Source organism: Ureibacillus yapensis (assembly GCF_003515775.1).
GTDB classification, from domain to species: Bacteria; Bacillota; Bacilli; order Bacillales_A; family Planococcaceae; genus Ureibacillus; species Ureibacillus yapensis.
In genome coordinates this window covers 242,313-260,737 of the sequence record NZ_QWEI01000001.1, presented here as the reverse complement: position 1 = coordinate 260,737, position 18,425 = coordinate 242,313, and the positions used below count along the sequence as shown (strand labels likewise).

The 18,425-nt window shown below is 40.5% G+C and carries 18 protein-coding genes; 12 read left to right on the top strand and 6 right to left on the bottom strand.

Annotated features, from left to right (window positions below):
* Nucleotides 1-84 precede the first annotated feature (84 nt).
* From mutL to D1B33_RS01255, 6 genes are all read left to right on the top strand, one after another.
* Nucleotides 85-1,956 (top strand): DNA mismatch repair endonuclease MutL, encoded by a 1,872-nt coding sequence (gene mutL / locus D1B33_RS01280; RefSeq protein WP_118874517.1) that lies wholly within the window; start codon nucleotides 85-87, stop codon nucleotides 1,954-1,956.
* A 185-nt stretch (nucleotides 1,957-2,141) separates the two neighbouring features.
* On the top strand, nucleotides 2,142-3,779 hold the full coding sequence (locus D1B33_RS01275; RefSeq protein ID WP_118874516.1) for a glycerol-3-phosphate dehydrogenase/oxidase: 1,638 nt from the start codon (nucleotides 2,142-2,144) through the stop codon (nucleotides 3,777-3,779).
* Nucleotides 3,780-3,790: 11 nt separating this feature from the next.
* Complete coding sequence (locus D1B33_RS01270) at nucleotides 3,791-4,705, top strand: alpha/beta fold hydrolase (protein WP_233549355.1); 915 nt, start codon at nucleotides 3,791-3,793, stop codon at nucleotides 4,703-4,705.
* Nucleotides 4,702-5,631, top strand: coding sequence for a tRNA (adenosine(37)-N6)-dimethylallyltransferase MiaA (gene miaA, locus D1B33_RS01265; RefSeq protein ID WP_118874515.1), 930 nt, complete (start codon nucleotides 4,702-4,704; stop codon nucleotides 5,629-5,631). Before D1B33_RS01270 ends, miaA begins: the two co-directional genes overlap by 4 nt.
* Nucleotides 5,632-5,688: 57 nt before the next feature.
* Nucleotides 5,689-5,922, top strand: coding sequence for an RNA chaperone Hfq (gene hfq, locus D1B33_RS01260; RefSeq protein ID WP_118874514.1), 234 nt, complete (start codon nucleotides 5,689-5,691; stop codon nucleotides 5,920-5,922).
* Nucleotides 5,923-6,036: 114 nt separating this feature from the next.
* A complete protein-coding gene (locus D1B33_RS01255) occupies nucleotides 6,037-6,339 on the top strand; it encodes a rhodanese-like domain-containing protein (RefSeq protein WP_118874513.1) in 303 nt (100 codons plus the stop codon).
* Between the two features lie 168 nt (nucleotides 6,340-6,507).
* Here the strand turns inward: D1B33_RS01255 and D1B33_RS01250 are convergent, their stop codons facing one another.
* Nucleotides 6,508-7,110, bottom strand: a complete 603-nt coding sequence (locus D1B33_RS01250; RefSeq protein ID WP_118874512.1) for a trimeric intracellular cation channel family protein — start codon at nucleotides 7,108-7,110, stop codon at nucleotides 6,508-6,510.
* Nucleotides 7,111-7,325: 215 nt separating this feature from the next.
* Between D1B33_RS01250 and D1B33_RS01245 the strand changes: the two genes are divergently transcribed.
* From D1B33_RS01245 to glnA, 4 genes are all read left to right on the top strand, one after another.
* Entirely contained in the window at nucleotides 7,326-8,576 is a 1,251-nt protein-coding gene (locus D1B33_RS01245; protein WP_118874511.1) for a methionine gamma-lyase family protein, read from the top strand.
* Between the two features lie 146 nt (nucleotides 8,577-8,722).
* Entirely contained in the window at nucleotides 8,723-9,334 is a 612-nt protein-coding gene (locus D1B33_RS01240) for a Bax inhibitor-1 family protein (protein ID WP_118874510.1), read from the top strand.
* A gap of 128 nt (nucleotides 9,335-9,462) precedes the next feature.
* On the top strand, nucleotides 9,463-9,864 hold the full coding sequence (locus D1B33_RS01235; protein WP_118874509.1) for a MerR family transcriptional regulator: 402 nt from the start codon (nucleotides 9,463-9,465) through the stop codon (nucleotides 9,862-9,864).
* A gap of 63 nt (nucleotides 9,865-9,927) precedes the next feature.
* A complete protein-coding gene (glnA, locus tag D1B33_RS01230) occupies nucleotides 9,928-11,262 on the top strand; it encodes a type I glutamate--ammonia ligase (RefSeq protein WP_118874508.1) in 1,335 nt (444 codons plus the stop codon).
* Between the two features lie 95 nt (nucleotides 11,263-11,357).
* Here the strand turns inward: glnA and D1B33_RS01225 are convergent, their stop codons facing one another.
* The 5 genes from D1B33_RS01225 to D1B33_RS01205 all read right to left on the bottom strand — a co-directional run bounded on the left by D1B33_RS01225 (nucleotide 11,358) and on the right by D1B33_RS01205 (nucleotide 14,869).
* Nucleotides 11,358-11,768, bottom strand: coding sequence for a DnaA N-terminal domain-containing protein (locus D1B33_RS01225; RefSeq protein ID WP_118874507.1), 411 nt, complete (start codon nucleotides 11,766-11,768; stop codon nucleotides 11,358-11,360).
* Nucleotides 11,769-11,812: 44 nt separating this feature from the next.
* On the bottom strand, nucleotides 11,813-12,253 hold the full coding sequence (locus tag D1B33_RS01220; protein ID WP_118874506.1) for a hypothetical protein: 441 nt from the start codon (nucleotides 12,251-12,253) through the stop codon (nucleotides 11,813-11,815).
* Between the two features lie 210 nt (nucleotides 12,254-12,463).
* Nucleotides 12,464-13,945 carry a pilus assembly PilX N-terminal domain-containing protein gene (locus D1B33_RS01215; protein ID WP_118874505.1) on the bottom strand — a complete coding sequence of 494 codons (1,482 nt, stop codon included), beginning with the start codon at nucleotides 13,943-13,945 and terminating at the stop codon, nucleotides 12,464-12,466.
* Entirely contained in the window at nucleotides 13,942-14,409 is a 468-nt protein-coding gene (locus D1B33_RS01210; RefSeq protein WP_118874504.1) for a type II secretion system protein, read from the bottom strand. Before D1B33_RS01210 ends, D1B33_RS01215 begins: the two co-directional genes overlap by 4 nt.
* Before the next feature lies 1 nt (nucleotide 14,410).
* On the bottom strand, nucleotides 14,411-14,869 hold the full coding sequence (locus D1B33_RS01205) for a type IV pilus modification PilV family protein (RefSeq protein ID WP_118874503.1): 459 nt from the start codon (nucleotides 14,867-14,869) through the stop codon (nucleotides 14,411-14,413).
* A gap of 497 nt (nucleotides 14,870-15,366) precedes the next feature.
* Here D1B33_RS01205 and D1B33_RS01200 point away from each other — a divergent pair, with 497 nt between their 5' ends.
* On the top strand, nucleotides 15,367-16,740 hold the full coding sequence (locus D1B33_RS01200) for a VanW family protein (protein ID WP_158582896.1): 1,374 nt from the start codon (nucleotides 15,367-15,369) through the stop codon (nucleotides 16,738-16,740).
* A 17-nt stretch (nucleotides 16,741-16,757) separates the two neighbouring features.
* Complete coding sequence (locus tag D1B33_RS01195) at nucleotides 16,758-18,425, top strand: GspE/PulE family protein (RefSeq protein ID WP_118874501.1); 1,668 nt, start codon at nucleotides 16,758-16,760, stop codon at nucleotides 18,423-18,425.

Sequence of the window (18,425 nt, the reverse complement as noted above, 5' to 3'; positions counted from 1 at the left end):
ATCCCGAAAACTGGCGGATATCTCATCCAAACTGGCGGATATCCGCCTCCACAAACTAGAAATAAGAAAAAGGAGGTTCTTCAATTGGGAAAAATTCAAATTATGGATGAATGGTTATCGAACAAGATTGCAGCCGGGGAAGTGGTGGAACGCCCATCTTCAGTTGTAAAAGAACTCGTTGAAAACGCCATTGATGCAGGAAGCACATCAATTGAAGTTTTTCTCGAAGAAGCGGGGTTAACCTCCATACAAGTGACGGATAACGGAAGCGGGATGGATGAAGAAGATGCATTGAAATCTTTTTCTCGGCATGCCACTTCGAAAATTTCAAATGAGCCGGACCTTTTCCGCATTCGGACATTAGGTTTCCGCGGGGAAGCGCTGGCCTCCATTGCGTCGGTCTCCAAAGTGACATTGAAAACTTCGGATGGCGAAAATAACGGCCTGGAAATCAGAATGGATGGGGGACATCTAATTTCTAAAAAGCCCACTGCGTTTCGCAGAGGAACCGATATTACGATCGCCCAATTATTTTACAACACACCTGCTCGGTTGAAATATTTAAAGACTATCCAAACAGAGCTTGGCCATTCCATTGATTATATGAATCGTCTCGCGCTTGCTTACCCGGAGATTGCCTTCAAGCTTGTCCATAATGGGGGCACACTTCTTCAGACGAACGGAAGAGGCAATGTCCAGCAGGTAATCGCGGCAATCTACGGGGTGCAAAATGCGAAAAAAATGATTCCTTTTAGCGCTGAATCCAAAGATTATAAAGTGCACGGCTTTGCGAGCTTGCCGGAAGTTACGCGGGCGAATAAAAACTATATGTCCATCTTTGTGAACGGGCGGTGGGTTAAGCACTACCTATTGCAAAAAGCGATTGTGGATGCCTACCATACGTATTTGCCGATTGAACGCTATCCGATTGTGGTGCTCTATGTTGAGGGAGATCCTTATTTAACCGATGTGAACGTGCATCCGGCGAAATTGCAAATTCGCTTGAGCAAAGAACAGGAACTGCTGCCGCTCGTGCAGGAAGCAATTAACAAAGCCATTCGCGCGAGCATCCATGTGCCGGTAGCCGAAAAGAAAGAAAAGCCGGTGCGCATTCCAAGTGAGCAGATGAATATTTGGAAGCAGCCCGCTCCTTCATTTAACGAAAATAAAATCAATCAAATTGTGGAAAAGTTAAGTGTTGAGAGTTCGGTGGTAAAAGAACAACAAGAAAGTGCGGTGGCTGTTTCGGAGGAAGTGGAAACGCCGACCGAGCTTGAACTGGAATGGGCGCCGCCAGCAGCGGAAGAAAGCAAACTGGAGCCTGTCGTCGTGCAGCAAGAAGAACCGGTTGAAGCAACCGAGAAAAAAGAACCGTTTCCGGAGCTTGAAATCGTCGGGCAGATTCACGGTACGTATATTGTGGCGCAAATGGAAGACGGCTTTTATTTAATCGACCAGCATGCTGCCCAGGAACGAATCAAATATGAATATTTCCGTGAAAAAGTCGGTGAGGTGAACGCCAATGAACGGCAGTCGCTCTTGTTGCCGATCACGTTCCATTATTCTGCGGATGAAGCGCTGATTTTGAAAGAAAATTTGCATGCTTTGGAAGAAGTGGGTGTGTTTTTGGAGGACTTTGGACAATCTTCTTTTGTAGTGCGCGAATATCCAACTTGGTTTCCGAAAAATTTTGAACAGGAAATTATCGAGGAATTGATTGAACAAGTATTAAAGTCACGTAAAGTGGATGTAAAAAAACTTCGCGAAGAAGCAGCCATTATGATGAGCTGCAAAAAATCAATTAAAGCCAATTACTATTTGACAAAGGAACAAATGGCTGTCTTGCTAAATGACTTGCGCAAAGCTGATAATCCATTCACGTGTCCGCACGGAAGACCAGTGATGATTCACTTCTCAACGTATGAAGTGGAAAAGATGTTTAAGCGGGTTATGTAGAGATCGAAGGAAGTTTGCATAAATAGGGCGTTAATTTGCGGTTTTGCATGGGCTATTTGCGAAAAAGGCAATTTAATTTGCGAAAAATGATGCTCTATTTGCGACTTTCAATTGTCAATTTGCGAAATTCACTAATCTATTGGCGAGTCCAAAGTTACCTAACCTAGTGCAAGGGGGAAATCAGAATGTTTTCATTTAAAGAGCGTCCGAACATATTAAACACGTTAAACAGTTATACATTTGATGTACTTGTGATCGGAGGGGGCATCACCGGTGCAGGGATTGCGCTGGATGCGGCTTCCCGCGGGCTATCGGTGGCGCTTGTGGAGATGCAGGATTTTGCGGCCGGGACGTCCAGCCGTTCCACGAAGCTGATTCATGGCGGGCTTCGCTACCTTAAACAACTGGAAGTAGGGCTTGTGGCGGAGGTCGGCCGTGAGCGGGAGATTGTCTATGAAAATGCCGTGCATGTGACGCAGCCGGAATGGATGATGTTGCCGCTCTACGAAGAGGGAACGCTGGGCAGGATGACGACGCGCGCGGCACTGATGCTTTACGACCGGCTGGCAGGAGTGAAGAAAGAGGAACGCCGACGGATGCTGTCAAAGCAAGAGACGCTGGAAAAAGTACCTTTCTTGAAAGAAGAAGGCTTGCTTGGTGCGGGGTATTATGTGGAATATAAAACCGATGATGCACGACTTACGTTGGAGGTTCTGAAAAAAGCGGTTGAATATCGGGCGGTTTGCCTTAATTACGCAAGAGTGACTGATTTTGTCTATCAAAAGAAAAAACTCATCGGGGCAAGCGTTCGCGATGAGATTTCAGGAGAACACATCACCATTCATGCCCATCAGATCATCAATGCAACAGGTCCTTGGGTCGATGAAGTGCTGAAAATGGATAAACAATTGAACTCCAAAAATATTCGCCACACAAAAGGGGTTCATGTTGTCATCGATGAAACGAAACTTCCGCTAAAACAAGCGGTTTACTTTGATACCGAAGATGGGCGCATGGTGTTTGCCATACCTCGCGATCATAAAACATATGTTGGTACAACGGATACTTTTTATGATGAAGATCCAATTCAGCCAACTGCTTCAAAAGAAGATGTAGACTATTTGCTGAACGCAATCCATGCGATTTTCCCGAATGTCAACGTTACGGCAAGCGATGTTGAATCCACTTGGGCAGGCGTACGGCCATTAATTTACGAAGAAGGAAAAGACCCTTCTGAAATTTCGCGCAAAGATGAACTTTGGGTTGCGCCAAGCGGCCTCCTCACAATAGCTGGGGGGAAATTAACGGGTTACCGTCAAATGGCTGAAACCATTGTTGACAAAGTCGTCAAACGGAATAAATTCAAGCATGCTACCAAATGCATAACAAAAGAGCTGTCCTTATCAGGTGCCCGTGGGCTTAACTCGGTCAATTTTGGCGATTATGTTGCAAATAAATCAAGAGCAGGCATCGACATGGGCATTTCTTATCACGAAGCCCAAAGACTTGTTCGCAAATACGGAACAAATGTTGATATTGTGTTCCAATATTTAAAAACGATGGATCGAAGCGAACAGGCGATTCCTTTGGCCCTTTACGCAGAACTGCTTTATGCGATTTATTATGAGATGGCGATGACGCCTTGTGATTTCTTTATTCGACGAACAGGCGCACTATATTTCGATATTGAACTTGTCGAGCAATATAAAGCGCAAATCCTTGAGATAATGGGCAATATTTTGGGTTATTCTGAAAGTGAGAAGATTTTTTACCGTATGCAATTAGAGCAATTCATTGATGAAGCAAAAAATCCAATGAAATAGGGTGAATGCACTTGGTAGAGCTTGCAGAAATCATGACAATGGAAGATGGGCATCAGGTATATGTTCGCATGTTTCATCCGATTGGAAAGCCAATAGGGCATTTTCATATTATGCATGGCATGGCGGAGCATAGCGGCCGGTATATCGAGTTTGCCCACGCCCTGATGGAGCTTGGTTACTTTGTGACGGCCCACGATCATCGGGGACATGGCGAAACAGCAAGATTAAACGGCCAGCTCGGCCATTTGGGAGACGAAAAAGGCTTTTATCGCCTGGTGGAAGATGCTTTCGAAATCATCCAGCATTACAACGCATTGAAACAATTGCCGGAAACCATTCTTTTTGGACATAGTATGGGTTCGTTTGTGGCAAGAAGGTTTATGCAGCTTTATAGCGGGCATATTGACCGGTGTATTTTATGTGGAACAGGAGCGACAACGGCACTGCATCTGCTCGGCAATCTACTCTCCCGTTCCCTTTGTACGTTTCGCGGCAAGGATATGCCCAGTCAGCTAATGAATGATTTGAGCTTTGGAAGTTTCAGCAGAAGCGTGTTGAATTCGAGAACGATTTATGATTGGCTTTGTACAAATGACGAAGAAGTCGAAAAATATATAAACGATCCTTACTGCGGTTTTGTACCGACCAATCAATATTTTGCGGATGTAACAGAAGGTTTATTATTAATTAACAAAAAAGAAGAAATCCAAAGAATCCGAAAAGATTTGCCTGTTTTATTGATCAGCGGCACCGAAGATCCGGTTGGGTTGAATGGGGCAGGTGTGTTTAAAATCGGAAAAGAAATGCATGACGCAGGTCTCGAAGATGTTGTTGTCTACCTTTTCGAAGGAATGCGCCATGAAATTTTAAAAGAAAAAAATAAAGAGCATGTGTATCATGTGATTGCACGGTGGTTGAATAGATGAAGAAAGAAAAAATTGAAGTTGTCGCGATTGTCGGTCCGACAGCTTCAGGAAAAACAGCATTAAGCATCAGGATGGCCAAAGAGTTTAATGGCGAAATCATTAACGGCGATTCGATGCAGATTTATAAGGGGCTTGATATTGGCACGGCAAAAGTTACGGAAGAAGAAATGGAAGGAATTCCGCATCATTTACTGAGCTTTAAAGAGCCAACGGAAAGTTTTTCGGTGGCGGACTACCAAACGCTGGTTCGCGAGAAAATCGCCGAAATCCAGTCTCGCGGCAAACTTCCCATTATTGTGGGAGGTACCGGTTTATATGTACAAGCCGTCTTATATGATTTCCAGTTCACCAAAGAAGAAGTGGATGAGGTAGAGCGACAAAAATATTACGAGGAACTGGCGAAAATCGGTCCGGATGCGATGCATGCAAAATTGGCGGAGCTTGATCCGGAAACCGCCAAAACCATCCATCCCAACAATACGCGCCGGGTTATTCGAGCGCTCGAAATGGTGGAGCTCCACGGGGTGTCCAAAGCGAGTGAAGAGCATAACCGGGGTGATGTGCCACTGTACAACCATCTGATTATCGGAATGGATATGGACCGGGAAAAATTATATGAGCGCATCGATTTGCGAGTGGATTTGATGATGGAAAAAGGCTTGCTGGAAGAAGTAAAGGGACTATATAATCGCGGGATTCGCGGCGTGCAATCCGTACAGGCAATCGGTTATAAAGAGCTGTATGCTTATTTGGATGGATTGGTGACGCTTGAGGAAGCCGTTCTGCAGTTAAAGCAAAATTCAAGACGGTATGCCAAACGCCAATTAACCTACTTCCGCAACAAGATGGATGTCAAATGGATTGGACAAGAGTTTGACAAGATCGAAAAATATTCCAAATTATTTGAATTTCAAGAAGGAAAATGATTTCCAACCGCCGAATACATTATAGTGGTAAAAAGAAAATAAAGAGGTGTATACGGAGTGAAGTCAATTAACCTACAAGATACTTTTTTGAACAACCTTAGAAAAAACAATATGTTTGTGACCGTATTCTTATTGAACGGGTTCCAATTAAAAGGTCTTGTGAAATCATATGATAATTTTACGGTTTTGCTAGAAGTGGATGGAAAACAGCATTTAATCTACAAACATGCCATTTCCACATTTTCACCAGCCAAAAATGTTTCGATCTCTTCCGAAAACGAAGAGCGATAAATACCGAATCGGCGAAGTGCGGTTGCTTGCCGATTTTTTTGCGGTTCATTTATACTAGTAGGGAACATCTTTGTATATCGGTTTGTACAGGGGACTTTTAGGAGGTATTTTACAATGAAAACAATGACAACAGACGAACTAATTAATCTGCTCGATGCCAATGAAGATTTAAATATTATCGATGTGCGCGAAGATTTCGAAGTAGAAGAAGGCGTGATTCCTGGAGCTGTCCATATTCCGCTAGGTTCCATTCCAGAGCGCGCCGGCGAATTGGACAAATCAAAAGAATATATCATGGTTTGCAAAGGCGGCGTTCGCAGCGCAAATGCGGGCGAGTACCTAGAGTCCCAAGGCTTCCAAGTCGTGAATCTTGAAGGCGGCATGATGGCCTACGATGGAGAGCTTGAATTTAAGTAAGCTTATTTGAGGAACTGCTGCGGAAATGGACAAAATGGTTAGAAATCCAGATGTATTTGGCTGGAATCCGACAATTTTGATGAAATTCCCGATACTTTTCTCATAAATCCAGACAAATAAAACACGCACCTATATGAGTTTAATTCTACTCATTTAGGTGCGTTTTAATTATTTCTTAAACGATCTAACAGGTAATCTCCAGCCCCTTGTATAAGATAAAACTCGCAGAATCACGATGATAATAAATAGTGTATAGTAGAAAAAGTCCCCATTTATGAAATCTAGTCCAATGAGGAAGCCGGCGCCAGCTGCCCAAACGGCATAAACCTCCTCGTGAACGATCATTGGTTTTCTTCGCGCCAAGACATCACGGATCATTCCCCCACCGGTACCGGTTAGAACAGCCGCCCCAATCACGGCCTCAATCGGAAGCCCCAGCGACACGGCATAAATTGCACCTTGAATGGCAAAAGCCGACAAACCAACAGCGTCGGTTACTTGTCCCCAGCTGCTCCATTGCTTGAACAAGTGATTTGGCATTAAGAAAAAAAGTGTAATCGCACCGAAGGCGATTTGAAACAGCAATTCTTGGTTCCATAAAGTAGTAGGCGGCAAGCCAATTAATAGGTTGCGTACAGCGCCCCCACCAAATGCGGTGACCATTCCCAATAAATACACACCAAACAAGTCGCATTCTTCTTCCATGGCGACAATTGCACCTGAAATCGCAAAGGCAATTGTCCCAATAATATTCAAAAATTCCCACGCCATGTTTATTGCCTCCTAAACGCCCTATACCAAATTGAGAATAGCAGTTTTAAAAGATTCCGTAAAGAAAATGCAAATCGGAGGGCAACCTTTCTCATGTTTCCTGACATAGTAATTTCTATTTTGAAAACCATGAAAGAATTGTTAAGATAAGAAAGGAAATGATTGAACAGTAAACGCAAGTCCTTTTTGCGTTTTTATAGAACGGAGTATGAAACATGACATTTGCATCAATTTTAAAACCCGAAACTTTGCAATTAGCACAAAAAATAGAAGAGAAAATACAGCCCTACCATCGGAAAGTGGAAGAAATGGCTTTCTTCAATCAACAAAAAGTATTGGCTGCTTTCCGTAAAAATCAGGTCAGCGATTTTCATCTTCATCCATCAAACGGCTACGGCTATGATGACGAAGGACGCGATAATTTAGAGCGCGTCTATGCGGAAACCTTTGGGGCGGAAGCGGCGATTGTGCGCAGCCAGATTATTTCTGGTACGCACGCGATTACATTGAGTCTATTTGGCGTCTTAAGACCTGGTGATGAGCTTGTTTACATCACGGGAAAACCATATGATACCCTTCAGTCAATTGTCGATGGCGGGGACAAAGATACCGGTTCGTTAAAAGACTTTCATATCGGCTATGCGCATGTTGATTTGCTGGATGACCGTGATATTGATTGGGAAGGGGTAAAAGCGGCGGTCAATGAACGCACTAAAATGGTGGCGATTCAGCGTTCGAAAGGCTATGCAACACGTCCTTCTTTTTCAATAGAAGAGATTCAGGAAATGTGCAAAAAGATTCGTGAGATTAAATCGGATGTAATCATTTTTGTTGATAATTGCTACGGAGAATTTGTGGAGGCTATGGAACCTACCGAAGTGGGCGCGGATTTGATGGCGGGTTCTTTAATCAAAAACCCGGGCGGCGGCTTGGCAAAAATCGGCGGCTACATTGCCGGGCGAGCGGAATTGGTGGAACGATGCGCCTACCGCATGACTTCACCGGGGATTGGCGCGGAAGCAGGGGCTTCATTGAATACATTAGCGGATTTTTATCAAGGCTTCTTTTTGGCTCCACATGTTGTGGCGCAAAGCTTGAAAGGCGCGATTTTCACGGCAGCCATGCTGGAAGAACTGGGGATGCGCACATACCCGCATTATGCGGCTCATCGCACGGATTTAATTCAATCGGTTTCGTTTAATACGCCAGAGCAGATGATCTCATTTTGTCAGGAAATCCAGGCAGCATCGCCAATTAATGCGCATTATGCGCCGGTTCCTGCCTACATGCCGGGCTACGAAGATGACGTAATTATGGCTGCAGGCACGTTTGTGCAAGGATCAAGCATTGAATTGACGGCAGATGGTCCCATCCGTCCGCCATATACTGCCTATGTGCAAGGCGGCTTGACTTATGAACATGTCAAATTTGCGATTTGCAGCGCGGTGCAGAAAATCAGGCAATAGTTAGAGTGGGTAGCGATGTTTATCCCGCTTAACTCTGTGAGATATTCGCCCATCTCCAAAAAATACAACCCAAACCAAATTTTTATTAATAACATATACTATTGAAAAATATAGTAAAGTAAATCTTTGAAAGATTGGGGTTGGGTATGGGGCACAGAAAACATGGGAACTACGACCTCATCATCATGTATTTTGTCGGTATGTGGGTACTGACCATTATTGGGCTTTTGGTGGCAATTTTGCTTCCTATTTCCATCATTATTCTGTTGTCAATTATAGGAATTGGATTGATTGTCATCACGTTTTGGCTGCGGATCGGGAACTTGCTAATCTTTTTCATTCCGCTGTTGATGGGCGTTTTCGCCTTTCTTGTACTCATCATCTTCATTGAATGGCTTGGGGCTGCGTTGATTGTTTCGGTGTTTGTCGGAACGGTCGTTATTTTCCTGACTGTTGCTTTTTTAAGTATAAAACTGATTGAATATGGCACTTCAGAAGCCATCATGTATGCAATTACAATATTGATTGTGTTCGTTGTGTTTGCATTCATCTATATTTTCATTCCGGTGAGCAGTCCATTTTTCCTTGTTGTGGCGGGAATATTTGTTTTGGCATTTGCCCTGTATACGGTGTATGAAATCGATAATATCCGTTCCAAGTATGTAAAGGAAAATGAAGTATTGTTTTTTGCGCTTCGATTATATTTGAATTTAGCATATATTGTCTTGAGCTTGATTGTCTCATCGAGAAAAAGGTAAGGTGCCGCTGTTTGGCACCTTTTTTTGGCTGCTTTTGGCTTCATTTTTCTATTGATGTTAGTTTTCCTCACACAGAATTGACAACCTATCTAACTCCAGTTAAAATAACATCAAGGGAGGGGAATTAAATGAGTAGTGAAAGAAGAGCTAGTGAGTTAAGAAGATCCATGCCGCTATTGCCAATTAGTACGGTTATGCAATTAACTGAACTATCGGCGCGCCAAATTCGCTATTATGAAGAACATGATTTAATTCAGCCGCACCGGACGGAAGGCAACAGAAGAATGTTTTCCTTGAATGACGTGGATACGCTATTGGAAATCAAAGATATGCTCGAACAAGGCGTAAACATGGCAGGCATCAAAAAATTGTTTGAAATGAAAAAGAACCCGGCTGTACAAGCTGCCAAAGCAAAGGAAGAAGTTTCGGATGCACAGCTTCGCCGCATTATGCGGGAAGAGATGCTGAACAGTGGACGCCATCAAAGAACGTCCTTGCGTCAAGCGGATTTATCGCGTTTTTATCAATAAACGCGTTGATTAAATAAAATTTTATGGCATGTGCTATAGGAAAAAGTAGGAGTGTGGAATACTGTGAGTAAATATACGAAAGAAGATATTAAACGTCTCGTTCAAGAAAAAGGTGTAAAATATATTCGATTACAATTTACAGACATCTTAGGAACAATTAAAAACGTAGAAATTCCAGTAAGTCAATTAGACAAAGCACTAGACAACAAAATGATGTTCGACGGTTCTTCGATTGAAGGATTTGTTCGTATCGAAGAATCCGATATGTACTTGTATCCTGATCTTGACACATTCATGGTATTCCCGTGGACTACGGAGAACGGAAAAGTCGCGCGTTTCATTTGCGATATTTATACTTCTTGGGGTGAGCCGTTTGCAGGCGATCCACGCAACAACTTAAAACGTGTTTTAAGTGAAATGGAAGAGTTAGGTTTCACGCATTTCAACCTTGGACCGGAGCCGGAGTTCTTCCTGTTTAAATTGGATGCGAAAGGCGAACCGACTTTGGAAGTAAACGACCATGGCGGGTATTTTGACTTAGCGCCAACAGATCTTGGCGAAAACTGCCGCCGCGATATCGTGCTTGAGCTTGAAGAGATGGGCTTTGAAATCGAAGCATCCCACCATGAAGTAGCACCAGGCCAACACGAAATCGACTTTAAATATGCAAACGCGATTGAAGCGTGCGACAACATCCAAACATTCAAGCTGGTTGTAAAAACAATCGCACGTAAACACGGATTGCATGCAACGTTCATGCCAAAACCGTTATTCGGTGAAGCAGGTTCAGGTATGCACTGTAATGTTTCTTTATTCAAAGGAAAAGAAAATGCGTTTTATGATCAAACGACAGAGCTTGGTCTATCCGAAACAGCGATGCAATTCATGGCAGGCGTATTGGAGCACGTTCAAGGCTTTACAGCGATCACAAACCCGACTGTAAACTCTTACAAACGTTTGGTTCCTGGCTATGAAGCGCCTTGTTACGTAGCATGGTCGGCTCAAAACCGTTCACCATTAATTCGTGTACCGGCTTCCCGCGGATTATCGACGCGTATTGAAGTGCGTTCGGTAGACCCTTCTGCGAATCCTTACTTAGCATTAGCAGTGATTTTAGAATCTGGGTTGGACGGCATTCGCAAACAATTGACGCCGCCGCCGGCAATCAACCGCAACATCTACATCATGAGCGAAGAAGAACGCAAAGCAAACGGCATCGACAACTTGCCGCCGTCACTTGACGATGCACTTGTGGCCCTTGCAAACGATGAAGTGGTGAAGAGCGCATTAGGAAAACACATCTATGCCAACTTCAAAGAAGCGAAAGAAATCGAATTCGACATGTTCCGCACAGTCGTGCACCCTTGGGAACGCGAGCAGTATTTGAAAATGTACTAAGAAGTACGTACTTGATACAAAATAAAAGCCCATTCCATTTCGCCAGGTATAATGGTGAGTGGAATGGGCTTTCTTTATGATATTGGATGTATTCTTCAAACAATTCGTCTTGATTCCAATAATGTGAGGCGTTTTTCTAATTCTTCGATCTTTCTTTGCTGTTTTTGAATGAGTTCTGATTGCTGCTGGACAAGTTCTTTTAGTTCCTTGTATTGATTGGTGTCATAATCTTCGGAAAGATGCGTGGTCGAAGAATTAGAACTCCGTGTTTGATTAGTTCCTTTAATGGTAACGGGATAGGACTGCCCAGTGACTAATTCAATCGATTCGGTGATTAATTCGGTATAATACTTCTGTAACCAATCGGCTGCAAAACTATTTGGTGCAATGACAACCACAGTGTTGTCATCCGTCAACTCCCCCGATGTGGCCTTTAACCAAGTTTCAAAGCTTGCTTTCGAAATCTGTTTCTCAATCCGTTGCAACACTTGACTCCATTGATCCATCAAAACTCATCTCCTAATAAAATTGCAATTAATAGGGCAGGGCATTATTGCGTTTCTTTCCATGTTAGCACATTTTCAAGCTCCGTAATCAAAGCCCCATTCTCTTTATCGAAAATCTGAATCAGCACCCGCGACATATTTTCATAGCTTTCATGCGGCTGAAGTTTCAACAAAATATACGAATCGGACTCATTATGCTTCTCAAATGTCATCGTCGACTTCTCGATTTTAGGCTCCCTATAGCCGATGGACTGGATTGCTTCTGTTCTTTCGTTGAATGTATAGTTTTCAGCAGCGGCGAATGCTTGGTTTAGTTCGGTTTGGGCGGTTTTGGTTGCTGCGGCGATTTCTTCTTCGGAAAACGAAACTGTTTTATCTGCAAAATCATAGAACATTGTTAGGGCGCCACCGATGAGTAAGAGGATAATAATGACTATAGCTATAATTTTGGTTGTTGATTTGTCATGTTGTTCAAGTATTTTCATAAAATTCATCCTCTAAATATAGGTTGTGAAATATCTTCAATTGAAAATATTGTAATGAGAGTAAAACCTATAAAGTTGCATCAATTAATTTATATAATTCTTAATTGGGATATTTATCTAAATATCCTTTTTGCTCCATTAATGGATAATTCAATTTATAAAAGAATAATAATTTTAAATTGATAAATTGTTACCAGTATTATTGGTGTTTTAATTTTCTATTTGTATTTTATTATCTATTAAAAGAGAAGAATTATTATCAATATACTCTTCAACCTCAATTTCAACTTCTTTTTCTATTGTTTCATAATCTTTTACCGTTTCGTATATATCGCGTTCTTCAGTCTCAATTAATTCTATATAATTTTCAGTTCCTTTAATATGACCACTTTTTAAATTAAGAGTATCGGAAATAATTGATCCTTCAAATATATCTTGGTTTCCAACCTGTATTGTTATTTCACTATTAGGAGCAATAATATTACCTTCAAAAGTTGTATGTGCTTTGTTAAATATTACTGATACTTCAGGATTCTCTATATATAAATTACCCTTAAAGTTGATCTTCGGAAAGTCCAAATCACTATCGCCAAGATAGTACAAATTTAATTTACCTAAAGCCCCATATATCCCCTCTTTCTCCTTATCCTTATCTGAAAAAGTTAAGTTATTCTTAACGATAATCGTTAGACTACCTTGACCATTAATCTCCAAGTCGGTTAATTGAGAAAAATCAAGAGAATCCATAACAATAACATGATTATCGCTTATATTTTCTGGAAGCTTACTATCTCCAATATTATTTGCCAAGGTTTTTATAGTTTCAAAATTAATATCATCCAAACCTATTTGAGAAGTACAAATATTAGATGCATGATTCTTGGAGTCAACTAAACTATTTGTATCCACACAACCATCAATTATAATATTACCTTCTCCATTATCTACAGTTACATTATTAGCTTTTACAACTAGTTCATCTTTTGTTATTAATTTCTTTGAGATAACAATTTTTTCTGTCCCTATAAGTACTTTTCGTTCTTTTTCAACCTGTTCAGATTTCCTCTCCTTTTTGGTTATCGGAACTTTTGTTAAATTGGTAGAAGGGTTTAAGGACAATTCAATTTCTTGACTTACTTGTCGTTCTTTCTCGTCTATTTTACCTCTAGATGTTATCTTATATATTATTTTAGTTAAACCTGAACTAAGAGTTGTATCATTACAGTCTGTTAAGTTTGAATTTAAACCTACTTTCGTGCATGTAACTTCAATTTTTGCATTTGGTTTATTTCCGTTATTTTTTTCAAAGTTTTCAAAAATAATACCGTGAAATGAATTGGTATCTAAATTGGTTAATACATTATTTAAAAATCTATTATTAAGTTCGATAAGATAGGAATTTTCATCTATTATTCCGTTATTAAGTTCTTGAAGTGTGTGTGTGCGTGCTTCCGATAAAGCTTGTTGAATTATAATGTTTTTATTCGAGATATCTAAGCTAGCTTTAGCTTCTATCAACCCCGCTTCAGCAATATAATAAACAGCTTGATCGATTCTTTCATTTGATGAAACATCCATTGTTTTTCCTGAAATTGTAAATATGCTTAGTCCTAAAACAGAGAGAAGTGCTAAAGTAAAAAGTGCAATTAACATTGAGTAACCAATTTCATTTTTACATAAAATTTTTTTCAATGTACTCTACTCCTTAAACTTATTTTTGTAGAAATAGGGTCTGAGTTTTCAGCTTTAATTACAATAGTGATCTCAGAAACCTCTCCACTATTTATTACTGTAGGATTAAAAACAGTAACATTTTCCAAAATAGTTGTTCCAACCTTTTTTAATATTTTTGCTTCTGAGACATAAACGAAGTTTGAATATTTTGTTCCATTTTCATCTAATTTCAAAGTTAAAGTTGATGTATTATTATCAAAAGTTACTTCCGTAGCTTTACGAATATCTTTTGTGAACAATTTTAAACCATATGAAATGTCAAAAAGGTCCTGGTTTTTATCCATTTGATTACCGTATTGTTCCTGCCCATTTTTTATAACACTGAATAACAAGAGCACGACCATCCCCAAAATTAAGATAGTAGCTAATACTTCAATGAGGGTTATTCCATATTGATTTGTGTGTTGATTTTTAGCTTTCATCTTATGTTCCCCACTCTAAAGTATTTTCCATTTGTGCTTTCATCGTGCCATTTTTTTTATCGTAAATTTGAATCAAAACTCTAGTTAAATTTGTTGACGCTATTGTTTTAGGGGTGACTTTTAGAATAATATAAGCACTTTCTTGTTTTTCATAATAATACTCCTCAATACCATTCTCATTTTTTGATTTTATGAAATGAAAATTAGGAAAAATATTAGCTTCAAAATTACCTATCGGAAAAGGATTTTTTGCCGAATAAGCATATAATTCTTCTATTTCTGTCTGCGCTATATAGGTTGCATCGATAATTTCCTCAGAAGTTTTTGTGGTTTTCGCAGATTGTACTAACATTGTAAAAAAACTTAATAAAATAATCGATAAAATAACGATTGAAGCTACGACTTCAACCAAAGAAAGACCTGATTGGTTTAATCGATTTGTAAATTTTATTTTTATCATAAAAGCACCTACTTTTCACCTGATTTCTGAAAGGATACATTTTATTAATCCCTTGATGTTGTTAAAAATGATCATTGAGACTAAAGGGTTAGTCCTCTTTAAAGGTATTATATAAACAACACACTCAACCAACCTTTATGGGTTATTAAAAATATTTTAATAATCTAAAGGTTATAGAATGATTTGTTAATTTCATATAATAATATATCTTTTGGTAAAAAAGATATATACATTTCTTGAAAATTTGTGTAACTTATAAATGTATTAGAAATAAGGAAGCATTTCTTATATTTTTTAGGTTTTTATAAAGATTTATACAATTTTTTTATTACTTTTAGTTTAATATAGTACAATGTAATTTGACAGAATATATTTTACTTTTATAGAAGTACTTACTATATTAACTTACAATATATGTTAAAATATGATGACAAAGAAGTAGTTTAAAAGATTTATTAAATAGAAAATTTTTTAGCTGGTAGCTCGAGGTGATTATAGTGCCATATAATAGAAAGCTAACATTATACATAGTTCTAACTACGTTGTTCATATACATATGTACGCCCGGGAATACCCTGCAAACTGCCTATGCCGATGAGACTGACAATGAATCGACAATTGCAGGGGTGTCTGTAGGTGGTCTTGATGAGAATGAAATGAAGACCGCGTTGCAAACGGTAATTGATGCATGGGTTGGGGAACGGATTGTCGTAAGTGGAGGTGGGCAAGAAGTCTTGATAGACCCTTCGCAAATTTCCTTCAACGTAGAGGCATCTGTCGCACAGTATGAAGAGACTGTGGACAAGCCTTGGTTTGCTTTTTGGGAATCGGAAAGAGTCGTTCATTTGCCATTGCAAGTCACTTTGCTAGAAGACGCAACGAATGCGATTTCCAAAATAAATACTTGGGATCAAGAGGCTACAATCCAGGCGGTTACTACACAAATATCTTATTTAAAAGAACATGAAATCGAAGCTATTTTAAAGGATCTTTCACAGGTGGAAAATGAGCGTTTGGCACTTGTGATTAAAGAGCTGCCTGATGGTGCAGTGGATTTGGAAAATATTGCCGAATTGCTGGATGACACTATCTTATATCCCGGTGAAACTTTTTCGTTTATCGAAAAAGTAGGGAAAACAACAGCCGATCGGGAAGCGAAAAATTTTGTTGCTTCGCTTTTATATGAAGCTGTTTTGCATACGGAATTTGAAATTTTGGAACGCCGCTCTCAAGAACAGGTACCTGCTTATTCGGAAGCTGGCATGGATGCGGCCATCAATATTCAATATCGCGAGGACCTACAATTCCTGAATAGTTCAAAAAGTGTAGCCAAAATCAATGCTGAAGTAGATGATTCGCAATTTAAAGTGGAAATTTATTCTGATACAAAAAGTAAAGATGTACTCGTACATATATTAAAAGAAGATATTTCTCCTCGCATTATTCATCGATATTCAGAAGAATTGCCAGTTGGGGGAGAACAGTTGATTCAAGAAGAGCAAAAAGGGATGCGCGCGGTTGTCACACGTAGCATCACTGTAAATGGCAATACAACCGAAGAATCAATTAGTCGGGATTATTATGCCCCGCAAAATCGAATTGTGTTAGTGTCGACCCAACAGCCTGTTAGCGGAATTCCTGAATCTTCCGTTACCGGTAATCCTCCCGAAAATGAAACGGAAGAACCAAGCATGGAAACGAATCAAGATTCCGGTGACGAGACAAATCAAACGCAGAATCCAGAATATGACCCAGACACGCAACTGGATTTAGATAATAATGATTTGCCGGACATCCCGCTGAACGAAGATGAAAACGCGTTGCCGGAAGGAAGTTACTATGATAAAGGTGGAAACATCGTTATTCCATAGAAAGGGGCGTCTATCTTATGAGAATTCAAACGCGTAAACGGCTGGGGGACCTGTTGGTAGAAGCGGGTGTTATTACAAATGAACAGCTTGATTATGCCTTATCCAATAAAAGCCGTGATGAAAAACTGGGTGATTTCCTCATTCGAGAAAACTACCTAACCGAACAGCAATTGATCGAAGTCCTGGAGTTTCAATTAGGCGTTCCGCATATTAACTTGAATCAATATTCCATTGAGCCTGAGTTACTGCAATTGGTACCTGCCGAACTTGCCAAGCGTGCCAACATCATGCCCGTTCGCCGCGATAAAAATAAATTGTTTATCGCTATGGCCGATCCTATGGACTATTTCGCGATTGAAGAAGTTCGAATGGCAACTGGCTGCCAAATTGAAACAAGCATTGCAGCAAAGGATGATTTATACCGGACCATCACTAAATACTACGATTTACAGGAATCGATGGAAGCAGCACTTTCTGACCTTGGTATCGCTGTAACTGAAGAACAACCAACAGAAATTACGGATGAAGAATCACCCATTGTTCGACTGGTGAACCAAATCATTGCCAATGGCGTTGCGCAGCGTGCGAGTGATATTCACTTTGACCCGCAGGAAACTGATTTCCGAGTCCGCTATCGGGTGGATGGACAGCTGAGAACGGAACGTTCATTGCCTAAGCATATGCAAAACATGTTAACTGCACGTGTGAAAATTATGGGTGGCTTGAATATTACCGAAAACCGTATTCCACAAGATGGCCGTATTAAAACAACTGTGAATTTTAAACCGATTGATATTCGTCTTTCTACATTACCAACGATTTTTGGTGAAAAAATCGTTATGCGTATTTTGGATTTAAGTAATACAGCAACAGACGTAGACAAGCTGGGGTTATCTGAACAAAACGAGGAGCTTTTTCGAAAAATGATATCTCGTCCAAATGGCATTGTCCTACTTACGGGGCCAACAGGATCGGGTAAATCCACTACGTTATATGCCGCACTGTCCCATTTGAATAAGGAAGGCGTCAACATTATTACTGTTGAAGACCCGGTGGAATATCAGCTGGAGGGCATAAACCAAATTCAAGTAAAAGAAGAAGTTGGCTTAACGTTTGCTGCGGGATTGCGTTCGATTCTCCGGCAAGACCCGGATATTGTCATGATTGGGGAAATTCGGGATCTCGAAACGGCTGAAATTGCAACCCGTGCCTCCTTAACAGGGCATTTAGTATTAAGTACACTGCATACCAATAGTGCGGTTGAGTCAATATCAAGACTGCATGATATGGGCATCGAACCGTTCTTGATTTCATCTTCGTTAGTAGGCGTTGTGGCACAGCGGCTTGTTCGACGAGTTTGCCGTGATTGTGGAAGAACTGTACCTGCCAATGAGCGGGAAAAAGAGATTTTTGCGCAAGTTGGCATGACTGTCGAAAAGGTTCAGCGTGGAAACGGCTGTCCGGCATGCAACAATACCGGCTATCGCGGACGAATTGCGATACATGAAATCTTGCCGATCGACCGCACGCTGAAAGAGTTTATCCTCCAACGGCAAAGCGTCAACTCAATCAGAACTTATATGAAAGAAGCAGGTTACCGCACTTTGGTCCAAGATGGATTTATGAAAGTGCTGGATGGACTTACGACAACCGAAGAAGTGTTGCACGTAGCAACCGTTGAATAG